This is a genomic window from Anaerosalibacter bizertensis (genome assembly GCF_009696605.1).
Lineage (GTDB): Bacteria > Bacillota > Clostridia > Tissierellales > Sporanaerobacteraceae > Anaerosalibacter > Anaerosalibacter bizertensis.
On record NZ_VULR01000009.1, the window covers coordinates 98,055 to 109,979 of the forward strand.

General features: G+C 29.9%; 15 protein-coding genes and 1 other RNA gene. 11 read left to right on the plus strand and 5 right to left on the minus strand.

Translation table 11 applies throughout. The features are described 5' to 3' along the window. The first annotated feature begins 51 nt into the window (after window positions 1-51). From dnaG to rnpB, 6 genes are all read left to right on the plus strand, one after another. Window positions 52-1,893 (plus strand): DNA primase, encoded by a 1,842-nt coding sequence (dnaG, locus tag FYJ27_RS08020; protein WP_154484329.1) that lies wholly within the window; start codon window positions 52-54, stop codon window positions 1,891-1,893. A gap of 33 nt (window positions 1,894-1,926) precedes the next feature. Then, entirely contained in the window at window positions 1,927-3,039 is a 1,113-nt protein-coding gene (gene rpoD / locus FYJ27_RS08025; RefSeq protein ID WP_154484347.1) for an RNA polymerase sigma factor RpoD, read from the plus strand. A gap of 68 nt (window positions 3,040-3,107) precedes the next feature. Beyond that, entirely contained in the window at window positions 3,108-3,806 is a 699-nt protein-coding gene (locus FYJ27_RS08030) for a tRNA (adenine(22)-N(1))-methyltransferase (RefSeq protein WP_154484330.1), read from the plus strand. Continuing rightward, window positions 3,793-4,893 carry a Nif3-like dinuclear metal center hexameric protein gene (locus FYJ27_RS08035; protein ID WP_154484331.1) on the plus strand — a complete coding sequence of 367 codons (1,101 nt, stop codon included), beginning with the start codon at window positions 3,793-3,795 and terminating at the stop codon, window positions 4,891-4,893. The genes FYJ27_RS08030 and FYJ27_RS08035 overlap by 14 nt, the downstream gene beginning before the upstream one ends. Window positions 4,894-4,914: 21 nt before the next feature. Next, complete coding sequence (locus FYJ27_RS08040) at window positions 4,915-5,631, plus strand: zinc ribbon domain-containing protein (protein ID WP_154484332.1); 717 nt, start codon at window positions 4,915-4,917, stop codon at window positions 5,629-5,631. A gap of 61 nt (window positions 5,632-5,692) precedes the next feature. Further along, window positions 5,693-6,033: RNase P RNA component class A (rnpB, locus tag FYJ27_RS08045), an RNA gene on the plus strand. Window positions 6,034-6,064: 31 nt separating this feature from the next. On the opposite strand, the gene FYJ27_RS08050 is transcribed toward rnpB, so the two are convergent. The 5 genes from FYJ27_RS08050 to FYJ27_RS08070 form a co-directional block, all read right to left on the minus strand. Next, window positions 6,065-7,231, minus strand: coding sequence for a tyrosine-type recombinase/integrase (locus FYJ27_RS08050; protein WP_154484333.1), 1,167 nt, complete (start codon window positions 7,229-7,231; stop codon window positions 6,065-6,067). A gap of 114 nt (window positions 7,232-7,345) precedes the next feature. Further along, window positions 7,346-8,428, minus strand: coding sequence for a hypothetical protein (locus FYJ27_RS08055; protein ID WP_154484334.1), 1,083 nt, complete (start codon window positions 8,426-8,428; stop codon window positions 7,346-7,348). Between the two features lie 18 nt (window positions 8,429-8,446). Continuing rightward, window positions 8,447-9,016: a hypothetical protein gene (locus tag FYJ27_RS08060; protein WP_154484335.1), complete on the minus strand. Its 570-nt coding sequence runs from the start codon at window positions 9,014-9,016 to the stop codon at window positions 8,447-8,449. A gap of 12 nt (window positions 9,017-9,028) precedes the next feature. Beyond that, entirely contained in the window at window positions 9,029-9,373 is a 345-nt protein-coding gene (locus FYJ27_RS08065) for a hypothetical protein (protein WP_154484336.1), read from the minus strand. A gap of 24 nt (window positions 9,374-9,397) precedes the next feature. Next, window positions 9,398-9,790 carry a helix-turn-helix domain-containing protein gene (locus FYJ27_RS08070; protein ID WP_154484337.1) on the minus strand — a complete coding sequence of 131 codons (393 nt, stop codon included), beginning with the start codon at window positions 9,788-9,790 and terminating at the stop codon, window positions 9,398-9,400. A gap of 159 nt (window positions 9,791-9,949) precedes the next feature. Between FYJ27_RS08070 and FYJ27_RS08075 the strand changes: the two genes are divergently transcribed. The 5 genes from FYJ27_RS08075 (at window position 9,950) to FYJ27_RS12920 (ending at window position 11,780) form a co-directional block, all read left to right on the plus strand. Next, complete coding sequence (locus FYJ27_RS08075) at window positions 9,950-10,168, plus strand: helix-turn-helix transcriptional regulator (protein ID WP_154484338.1); 219 nt, start codon at window positions 9,950-9,952, stop codon at window positions 10,166-10,168. Window positions 10,169-10,203: 35 nt separating this feature from the next. After that, the gene (locus FYJ27_RS08080; protein WP_154484339.1) at window positions 10,204-10,941 is read left to right on the plus strand and encodes an ORF6C domain-containing protein; all 738 of its coding nucleotides are present in this window, start codon (window positions 10,204-10,206) and stop codon (window positions 10,939-10,941) included. Window positions 10,942-11,070: 129 nt separating this feature from the next. Next, window positions 11,071-11,280: a helix-turn-helix domain-containing protein gene (locus FYJ27_RS08085; RefSeq protein WP_154484340.1), complete on the plus strand. Its 210-nt coding sequence runs from the start codon at window positions 11,071-11,073 to the stop codon at window positions 11,278-11,280. A gap of 12 nt (window positions 11,281-11,292) precedes the next feature. Beyond that, a complete protein-coding gene (locus FYJ27_RS08090) occupies window positions 11,293-11,532 on the plus strand; it encodes a hypothetical protein (RefSeq protein WP_154484341.1) in 240 nt (79 codons plus the stop codon). 116 nt (window positions 11,533-11,648) lie between these two features. After that, window positions 11,649-11,780, plus strand: coding sequence for a hypothetical protein (locus FYJ27_RS12920; RefSeq protein WP_268234919.1), 132 nt, complete (start codon window positions 11,649-11,651; stop codon window positions 11,778-11,780). Window positions 11,781-11,925: the final 145 nt, after the last annotated feature.

Sequence of the window (11,925 nt, forward strand, 5' to 3'; positions counted from 1 at the left end):
AATTATTATTTTTGTATTTACTTCTTATATTGGAAGTAAGGGTGATTTATTATGAGCTATTATATTGATGATGACACAATAGAAAGGGTTCGTTCGAGTAATAATATAGTGGATATTGTTTCAGAGTACCTAAATCTTAAAAGGACAGGCTCTAATTATGTCGGAATATGTCCTTTTCATAGTGAAAAAACTCCTTCTTTTACTGTATCAGATACAAAACAATTTTATCATTGTTTTGGCTGTGGAGAAGGTGGAGATGTAATTTCATTTATTATGAAAAAGGAAAACTTATCTTTTCCAGAAGCAGTTAAATTTTTAGCAGATAAAGTAGGTATTCCTCTAAAAGAGAAAGGATTTAAAAAGAATAAAGAGCTAGAAAATAAAAAAGCAAAACTTTATGAAATAAATAGGGAAGCTGCTAGATATTTTTATAAAAATTTAAAGGCAAACAATCAGGCACTATTTTATTTAAAACAAAGAGCTATAGATAGAAGAACAGCCACAGTTTTTGGATTGGGATTTGCAGATAGAAGTTGGGATAGCCTATACAGTTATTTAACTAGAAAAGGCTATAAAGAGGCAGATATTGAGAAAGCAGGTTTAATAATCAAGAAAAAAGGAAAAGATGGTTATTATGATAGATTTAGAAATAGGATCATATTTCCTATTATAGATACGAGGGGGAGAGTCATAGCATTTGGAGGTAGGGTAATAGATTCATCCAATCCTAAGTATTTAAATTCTCCAGAGACCCCTGTATTTTCAAAAGGGAATAATCTCTTTGGACTGAATATTTTGAGGAAACATTCTAATATAAAGAAAGTAGTATTGGTTGAAGGATATATGGATGTAATTTCTTTATATAGTAGAGGCATAGATTATACACTAGCTAGTCTAGGAACTGCTTTTACAGAACAACAAGCAAAATATTTAAAAAGGTATGGAGATGAAGTGTATCTATGCTATGATTCAGATGTAGCTGGACTTAAAGCTACAGATAAAGCCTTAGAAATATTAAAAAAAGAAGGTATAAATGCAAAAGTTCTACCATTACCTTCAGGAAAAGATCCAGATGATTTTATAAAGGAAGAAGGAAAAGAAAAGTTTGAACAGCTATTTGATAGCTCATTAAGCTATATAGACTTTAAAATATACTTTTATAAAAAACAATATAATTTAAATAATTTAGATGAAAAAATTAAATTTACAAAAAATGTAGCCAAATTTCTTAAAAGAATAAAAAGCCCTATAGAAATTGATGTATACTTAGATAAAATATCCCAAGAAACAAATATATCAAAAGAAGCTATAAAAAAGGAAATTGGAAGAGGATATAGAAATATAGATAATAGGACTATTTCTAAGGACAAGTATATAAATACTAATTATAGATATAATAAAGATAAAATAATTCCTGTAAGATCTGTATTGGAATCAGGACATTTGATTGCTGAAAAAACTATTATAAATCTTATTTTTAAAGATGAAAAATCTTTTCAAAAAATTAAAGAACATATAAATCCAGAGGATTTTATGAACTATGAATGTAGACATTTAGCCAACTATATATATAAAAGTTATGAAGATAATGAGGAATTAAATAAAGAAAGACTTATTGAATATTTAGATGACATAGTGGATGTGGATTTAGACAAGGTATTGGAAATACTGGAACTAGATATAAATGCTTCAGATGAAAATATAGATAAAATTATACAAGATTTAATTGAAACTCTAATTTCCTCTAAATTAAAATTTGAGAGAAAAAAAATAACAGAGCAAATTTATAATATTGATATAAAAAAAGAAAAGGATGAAAGGGATGTGGAAAAATTAAAACAGTTATGCTCAGAGCTTGTGGAAATAGACAGGAAACTAAAACTGCACCAATAGTTTTGCTGAAAGGAGGGAGTGCTGGTGGACCACATGGAAAATGGTAAAAATAAAAAAGAGAGAATAGAAGCAGTAAGAAAACTTATGGAAAAAGGTAAAAAGCAAGGAATGCTTACCTATAAAGAAATAATGGATAATTTAGAGGATATAGACTTAGACTCAGAACAAATAGACAAAGTTTATCAAAGTCTAGAAGAAATGGGTATTGAACTTGTAGGAGATAAAGACGAAGATATGCTACTAGATAAAGATGATATTGAAGATGAAGAAGATGATGAAGAAGACAAAGGTGGAGTTATAAAGCCGCCAAAAGGGATTAGCGTAGATGATCCTGTTAGAATGTATTTAAAAGAAATCGGAAAAATACCTTTGCTTAAAGCAGAAGAAGAAGTTGAATTGGCTAAAAGAATGGAAGCAGGAGACGAAGTAGCGAAAAGTAGATTAGCTGAAGCCAACTTAAGATTGGTAGTAAGTATAGCAAAAAGATATGTGGGAAGAGGTATGTTATTCCTTGATTTAATTCAAGAAGGAAATTTAGGCTTAATGAAGGCTGTTGAAAAGTTTGACTATAAAAAAGGATATAAATTTAGTACCTATGCTACTTGGTGGATACGTCAGGCTATAACAAGAGCTATTGCTGATCAAGCAAGAACTATTAGAATACCAGTTCATATGGTTGAAACTATAAATAAACTTATGAGAGTATCAAGACAACTAGTACAGGAGTTGGGCAGAGATCCAACACCAGAAGAAATAGCTAAAGAAATGAATATGGATGTAGAAAAAGTAAGAGATATTATGAAGATAGCCCAAGAACCTGTTTCTTTAGAGACACCTATTGGAGAAGAAGAAGATAGCCATTTAGGAGATTTTATACCTGATGACGAAGCGCAAGCACCAGCAGAAGCTGCCACTTTCACTTTGTTAAAAGAACAACTCTTAGATGTACTAGATACTCTTACTCCAAGAGAGCAGAAAGTTTTAAGATTAAGATTTGGTTTAGACGACGGAAGGGCAAGAACCTTAGAAGAAGTAGGTAAAGAATTCGATGTAACAAGGGAAAGAATAAGACAAATAGAAGCAAAAGCTTTAAGAAAACTTAGACACCCTAGTAGGAGTAAAAAGTTAAAAGATTTCTTAGAATAAAATTAAAGATTCGCCATAAGCGAATCTTTAATTTTAACTTTTTATCTTAAAATAGAAAGGAAATATATATGAAACTATCACCAAGACTTTTAGCTATACAATATTTTGTAAAAAAGAATTCAATAGTAGCAGATATAGGGACAGATCATGGTTATATACCAGTCCACTTAATAGAAAATAATATAAGTAAAAAAGTCATTGCAACAGATATTAGTAAGGGCTCATTAGATAAAGCAATTGAATATGTAAAAGAACTAGGATATGAAAAAGATATAGATACTAGATTGGGGAATGGATTAGAAGTTCTAAAACCCTATGAAGTAGATACTCTCATATTAGCAGGAATGGGTGGACTGTTAATAAGTGATATAATAGAAAAAGATATAGAAATAGCAAAATCTATTAATAACTTTATATTTCAACCTATGGTAGCAGCAGAAGAGCTTAGAAAATATCTATATAATAATAATTTAAAAATAGTAGATGAAAAAATAATAAAAGAAGAAGACAGATACTATGAAATAATATATGTTAAATGGGGTAAAGACTATATTGAAGACGAAATATACTATGAAATCAGCAAAAAGCTATTAGATAGAAAAGATCCTCTGTTAAAAGAATTTTTAGAGTTTAAAATAGAAAAAACAGAGAAAATACTTGAAGAACTAGAAAAAAAAGATACAGAAAAGGTAGCTGAAAGAAGAAGAGGACTATATTTAAAAATTGACAAATATAAGGAGGTGCTAAAAACGTATGAAAGCAATTGATATAATAAATATTATGAACAGATGGGCTCCCCTTTATTTAATAGATAGTTGGGACAGTACAGGTTTTCAAATTGGAGATCCAAATAAGGATATAAAAAAGATTTTAGTATCCTTAGACCTAGATAGGGAAGTTTTTGAAAAGGCAAAAAAAGAGAATATAGATATGATTATTACCCATCACCCACTATTGTTTAAACCTATGGCTAAAATAACTAAAGAAGATTATAAAGGACGATTAGTATATGATTTAATAAAAGAAGATATAGTAGTATACAATGCCCATTCAAATTTAGACCTAGCTATAGGAGGTATAAATGATACCTTAGCTAGCCTATTAAATTTAAGAGATATAGAAGTATTGGAAAAGGTTTACGAAGAAAAACTATATAAAATAGTAGTATTTGTACCAAGAACCCATGTAGAAGAAGTAAGGAATGCCTTAGGAGAAGCAAAAGCAGGTTGGATAGGCAACTATAGCCATTGTACATACAATATAGATGGCATAGGTACTTTCATGCCTAGGGAAGGAACCAATCCTTTTATAGGAAGTTTAAATAAACTTGAAAAGGTAGAAGAAACTAGAATAGAGACCATTATAGAAAAAAGAAATCTAAATAGGGTATTGAATGAAATGATAAAAGCTCACCCCTATGAAGAAGTAGCTTATGATATCTATCCTTTAGAAAATACTGGTGTCCAATATGGATATGGAAGGGTAGGAAATATAGAAGAAATACCTTTAAATAGATTTTTAGATAAAATAAAAGAAGAATTAAGGTTAGATAAGTTAAGGGTCTATGGAGATATAGATAGAAAGATAAAAAGGGTAGCCCTATGTGGGGGAAGTGGAAGTGATTTTATAAAATCCGCTTATTATAAAGGGGCAGATCTATACCTAACAGGAGATATAAAGTACCATGATGGACAGCTTGCCAAGGAACTGGGACTTTTATTAGTAGATGGAAATCATTTTGATACGGAAAAAATTATACTGCCAGTAATTAAAGAAAAACTATTACAAAATATAGAAGAAGATATAGATATAATCCTATACGAAAAAAGCACAGCTCCATTTGTAATATACTAATAATGGAGGTGGAATTTAATTATGAATCAATTAGAACTTTTGTGGGAACTACAAAAGCACGAAAAGCATTTAGGACTTCTAAAAGAAAAATTAGAAAATTTAGCTAAATCAAGTTATATAGAGACCATGACTTTAAAGATGGAAGATTTAGAGCAAGAATTAAGCAATAGGAAAAAATCTTTAGAAGAAAATAATAAACTACTAAGAAAAAATGATTCCACACTTAAAGAACTAAACTTTCAATTAAAAGAAATAGAAAAAGAACTATATAGTGGTGTTGTTACTGATATAAAACAACTGGACTATATGGACAAAGAAAGTGAATCTATTAAAGATAGCATAAATGAATTAGAATTGGAAATAATATCACTAATGGAAGATATAGAAGATATACGAATAGAAATAGAAAAAATAGAAAAAGAGCATAGAGAAAATAAAGAACGGTTTAAGGAAACTACTATAGAATATGAAAAATTAACTGATGAATTAAGAGAACAGATTAGAAAAGATATGGATCAAATCTATAATGTATCATCAAAAATTGAAAAAGAATTGTACGAAAAATACAATACTATTAAAAACAATAAAAGATATGCTATAGCTGAAGTGATAGAGGATGAATGTAGTGGCTGTCATGTTATAATACCTACCTATTTACTTGATAAGGTTAAAAGTAGAGAAGAAATAATACAATGTGAAAACTGTGGTAGGATACTATTTTCCCCTATCCATCCATAAAATACCTTTGCAAAGGCATTTAGTTTATGTTATAGTAGTAATGTTAAAAAACGAAATAAAATGAGTAGATCGGATGGTCGCGTGCTTTTAGCATGAGGAAAGTCCGAGCTCCATAAGGTAGGATGCTGGGCAACACCCAGTGGGGGTGACCCTAAGGATAGTGCAACAGAAAGATACCGCCTGATTTATCAGGTAAGGGTGGAAAGGCGAGGTAAGAGCTCACCAGCGGCTAGGTGACTAGTCGGCTATGTAAACCCCATCCGGAGCAAGACCAAGTAGGGACAAAAGGTGACAGTTGCCTGCTGTCGTCCCAATGGTAGGTCGCATGAACCTATTGGTAACAATAGGTCATAGATAGATGACCATCTAAGACAGAACTCGGCTTACAGATCTACTCGTTATTGAAAATTACGCCATTTCATATGGCGTTTTTTTATTTTGCCACCGATTTGCCACCAAGTAGTGTTTTATTGAGTTTATTAACGGCTTCTTTTTGCATTTCCATACTTACATGGGAATAAATATTAAGAGTTGTATTTATATCTGAATGGCCAAGCCTTTCCTGAATGGTTTTAAAATCTACTCCTAAACTTAATAGGAAGGAAGCATTAGTATGCCTTAGATCATGAAATCTTACTTTTTCATTTAAATCAAGTTTTTTTAGTATTCTATTAAATCTTTTTGTATAATAGCTAGGGTGCAAATACTTTCCATTTTCCCAAGTTATAATAAAATCACATTCCCTATTATTAAAAATATTTTTTATATAATATTGGCCATATTTCTCTTTGTTTTTATCTTGTATTTCTTTATGCTTTTTAAAGAGCTGTTTTATTGTATCTGAAAAATATAGGGTTCTTTCCCCTTCTTCTGTTTTTGGCGTATCAAGATAAACTTTTCCATGAGAGTAAACCAAATTATTTTTTATAGTTAGAATATTATTATCAAGGTCAATATTTTCCCACTCAAGCCCAGCAAGTTCACCCCGTCTTAATCCAGTTTCTAATACAATTTTTAATATGAAGCTAAAGATATAATCATTGTATTTATCTTCATTTAAAGAATTTAGTATCTGGTGAAACTCATCAATAGTTAAAGTACTAGCAACAAATTTTTCTCTTTTGGGCCTTTCTACATGTTGGCAGGGGTTATTGTATAGTATTTGTAATTTAACAGCTCTGTTTAAGGCTGAATTCATAACTACATATATGTTTTGTAAAGTAGAACCACTTAAACCTTTCTTTTTTTCTTCTAACAGAAGATTTTCAATATGGATAGGTTTTAAATTGCTTAATTTAATTCCACCTATATTAGGTGTTATACTATTGTTTATAATACTTTTATAGCGATTGTATGTGTTTATTTTTCTATTTGCTTTTATAAAGTTTTCTAGCCAATCTACAAAGTATTTTTCAACAGTCATGTTTTCTGGTTCTACATAACCATATTCATACTTAGTGATTGCTTTTCTTAAAGCCTTCAGGGCTTCTGCCTTAGTGTCACCTCCAACTCGTTCTATTTTCTTTCTTTTACCACCAATAGTTCCAACATCAAAATAATAATACCACCTTTTACCTCTCTTTCTTACTCCGCCTTGCATATTAAAACCTCCTTATTTTATAAACATATCCTGAAATACATTCTGCCACCCTATCAGCTTTACCTTGCATGTCCAAATTAAAAATAAAACTCTTACCAACAGAACATATGATTGCTATAAATATATATTACTTTCTTCACTAACAATTTTTTTATATTCATTTTTCTTTAATATAAGTGGAAATGACATAGCCACATTCATTATATTTTCAACGTTAAAAGATGGACAATATTTGAAAGTTTCTTTTGTTAGTTCGATTCTTTTTATGAGTTTGTCTCTATCTAATTTATAGTGAGCACCTTCTTTTATGTAATATTCCCACCATGGATTATTACATTGACTTATCTGTAATCTATGGCAGCCAAAAGGATTAGCAGTCATATAGCTAGCACCATAACAGAAATTAGATTTTACACTCCTACATTTATCTCCATAGCAATATTTAATTTTGCCAACTGTTTTCTTATCAACTAAATCACCATTTATAATAAAAAAGGTAGATTTCCAGTTAGAAACTAGATCGTATAGAATAATAAAATCCAAGAAATCTTTTTTTGAGCTTGTGTATGTAGCAGTATGAGTAATGTTACCATTTTCATCTGTAATCGCATCATATTTTGGGCTATTTTGGGCTAAATAAACAGCTTTATTATAGCTTTTAGATGTTGATTTCCCAAAAGATATCATTATGTACCACTTAAGATTTGAAAGTTCTACTTCATTGCTTTTTTCTATCAAACCGTTGTTATTGCCTAAATTAAAGCTTGAATTATTTTTTAAATTAAGATTTAGTTTATCTATTTTATCAATGTTTTCCTTTTCCATTTGATCAAAATATGGTACTAGTGATGAATAAAACTTATCAATTCTTTTTTGTTTTGCTTTATCTGTTTTGAGTTTATTAATCTGTTCTAAAATATCACTGTAGTATCTGTCAATAAAATCATTTATAGTATTTATTTTTTTATCGTTAATCTGTCTAAGCATATCAGTAGGTTTATCACCTTTGAATTTTAAATATTTTTGGATACTAATCAGATCATTAACTTTTTCAATCATGAACTCATATCTAGAGAAAAAGGTATCGGGATTTTTAGTGTTATTTACTAAATTAGCACTTTCATTAACTTGTTTTATCCATTGGGAAGCCATGAATTTAGCTTCTTTTTGCTTTTGGGATTTAAAGAAAAAAAACATAATAATCCTCCTTTTTTATTATTTACAATTTCCTTTGATTTCGTACATATTGTGCTGTATCCATATAATAACTCTATACTTTCCAATATCTCCACTTTTTAAATAGTGAATATCACCGAATATGTTTGGTTTACCATTAGCCATTGATGCAAAATCTTCGTCATTTGATAGTGTCTTAAATTTTAATATGAGAGGGTATTTCTTTAGATTACCTTTCTCGGTGTAAGGATTAACTAATAGCCTTGTAAAATCATCGTTTTCAGTAGCTCTTCCATATTCATAGAACCTTATTGAACTCTCATAGAGACGAACTTTGGATATTTTTGGATTACTCTTGGCATATTCGGCTATATATTTATTTAGCAACAGTATGTCTTTTATTGCCACATTCTTATTTGACCCTTCTAATAAATACCACCATGTTCTTTTACTTGTTCCTATAGCTCGAATGTTATTTAAATCATATTCTGTGACTAAACCATTTATTGGTCCAATAGTTTCAATTTTAAAGTAAGGTTTTTCTCGGTTTTGCCATTTCCTAACTTCATTTTCTGTTTTAATTTTTTTAAAAAAATTAAATAATCCCATGACTATCCTCCTTCATTTTCCATAATGTACAATCTTCTCTGCCACCCTATCTGCTTCACCCTCAAAATATGTATGCTGCATGTCCAAACCTATTATATAACCCATGCTAGGCAAATCATATGTAATATGTTTAATTTCATGTATAAAAGTTTTACATTGAGTCTCATAGTTAACGTTACCATTTAATATTAAATGATAATTTCCCCTTCTACTAACATAAACAAATCCTAGTACATTAGAAGAAATATTACATGCTATAGAAGTTTTAATATTATATGCATTCATTACTTCATGAAAAGAAATATTTCCATCTATAAGTGATTTAAGTAAAGATTTATCTAAGATATCTATATTCATTGTAATCTCCCCCTTTGAACCGTGTTATTGATCTAGCATATCTTCTTCATCTTCAATAGCTTTTATTATTCTAATTATCTGCTTAATATCTTTAGGAGATAGGTTTTTTGTTTGCTTAAATAGTAGTTGTAAATCTTCTCTTTCTTTTAATTCATTCCAAAATTCTATTAATTCTGGATCGTCTTCTACTGCATTAGATATTTCATCAGATGGGTTTTTTATATCTGTTCTGCCTAGAAGATAGTCGGTTGATACGTTGAATATTTCAGAAAGTTTTATTATTGTATCGCTGTCTGGTTGCCTCCTGTTTTGTTCATACATTCCAACAGTGCTAGGAGATACACCTAAAAGTTCGCTTAATTCTTTTTGTGTCATCTGTCTTAAAATCCTTTCTTTTTTAACTCTATCACCAAACATATATTATGTCCCCTTTCGTGTATTTGCTTAAATTATACCACACAATATGTGTAATAAAATCTTTTTACACGAAAAGTGTGGAAAAACATTGACATTACACCCAAGGTGTAGTAGAATATTAATTAAATACACGAAATGTGTAAGGAAAGGGTGTGAATCATGAATACTTTGTTAATAGAATTTAGAAAGTCATTAGGTTTAACTACAGAGGAAATGGCTAAGAGGGTTGGAGTGTCTACATCATTCTATGAAAAGATAGAATATGGAGATAGAAACCCAAGTTTTAATTTTATTACAGCTTTCAAAAAAACATTTCCTATGATTGATGTTGATAGAATTTTTTTTAACCATAATGAACACAAAACGTGTAGCGAGTAAGCAATTAAATAAAAGCAAAGGGGGAAGAAAAGAAAATGGAAAATAAGTTACAGATTTTTAAAAATAATGAGTTTGGGGAAATAAGAACAGCAATTTTGAATAATGAACCATATTTAATGTTAAATGATGTTTGTAAAGTTTTAGGTATTAAAAATGTAAGCGATACAAAATCAAGGTTAAATAAAGATGGGGTAGGTACTACCGAGGTCATTGACTCAATGGGAAGAAAACAACAAGCTACATTTATAAATGAATCAAATTTTTACAAAGTAGTATTTCAATCTAGAAAGCCAGAAGCAGAAAAATTTACAGATTGGGTTACATCAGAAGTATTACCATCAATCAGAAAAACAGGCAGTTACTTAGCAAGAACAAATAATTCATTACAGGCAATCAAATTAGTAAATGAACAAGTTGGGGCTTTACTTGGAACTGTGGAACAAATAGATGAAAGAGTGGACTATCTAGAGGATAATATGACAGTAGATTTTGGGCAACAACGAAGGTTACAAAATAAAGCAAAGTCAAAAGCTTTAGAAAGTTTGGGCGGTATAGAAAGTCATGCTTATAAAGATAAAAGTATAAGGTCTAAGGTATTTAGTGGCATTTGGAGAGATTACAAAGATTATTTCATGATAGGGAGTTATAGGGATACTTTAAAAAAAGAATTTGATAAAGGCATAGAATTCTTAGATAACTGGCAGCCACAAGGCAAGCTTTTAAGAGAAATAGAGGAAATGAATAAACAATTAAATTTAGAAAAGGTGATGTAGGGGGCGAGAGGGAGTGGAGACGTTAAGCATAAAAATTGACTGGGGTTTTGTAGCGTTTTTACTAATTGCAAATATAATTTTTTATCTGTTGGAAGCTGGATTTTTTACAAAGAAAAAGGAGGGCTAAACATGGGTGATGATTTACTTTTTACAGTTCCAGAAGTAGCTGAAATATTAAAAGTTAATAACAACAAAGTATATGACCTGTTTAAGGCAGGACTACTTGTACCACTTAAACTAGGGAGACTAAAGGTATCTAGATATGAACTAATAGCCTTTGTAGAAGCTTACAAAGGCAAGGATTTAACAGATTTAAATAACGTTAAAAACATTGATTAGGAGGCGGAATAAATGGACAAGATTTCAATTAGTCTAACTAAGAAAGAGCTGGACATATTAAATAGAGCATTGACAGGCTATGAAAGAGAATTAAATGATTTTTTAGATGTAGAGGAAGAATTAAATGCAGGGCTAATATCTGAAGAAACTTTAAAACCTTATAAGAAAAAATTAAATGAAGTGTCAAAGTTGGATAAAAAGATTATGGATATCAAATGGGATAAATTTTGTTGGAAAAGGAAGGTGGAATAGATGGTCAACTTTGTGACTAGTCCTTTAAGTCCTGCAGTAGCTTTTATCTTAGGCATATCGTACCTGGTGCTTTTAGCTATAGATATGCATAGGGAAAATGATTAGGAGGTGGACAAGTGTCAAAGAGAGATAGAGCTAAAAAAGCAAATGCTAGAAAGGGACAGATTAGAGCTAAAAGAGAAACTGAAAAAATGATTAAAAGAATAAAAAAAGACCAGTTCAGATGGCAGTCTGAAAAGGTCAATTAAAGAAAAACTATTATTAATTTATTATAACATATCCGGAGGGATTTAAACAATGCGTAGACATAGAAGTTTTAAATTAAAGTGGTCTAGATACTATCAATTTTTAATAGAAGGTCAAATATTTTATTTAAAACTTAAGGCTTATACG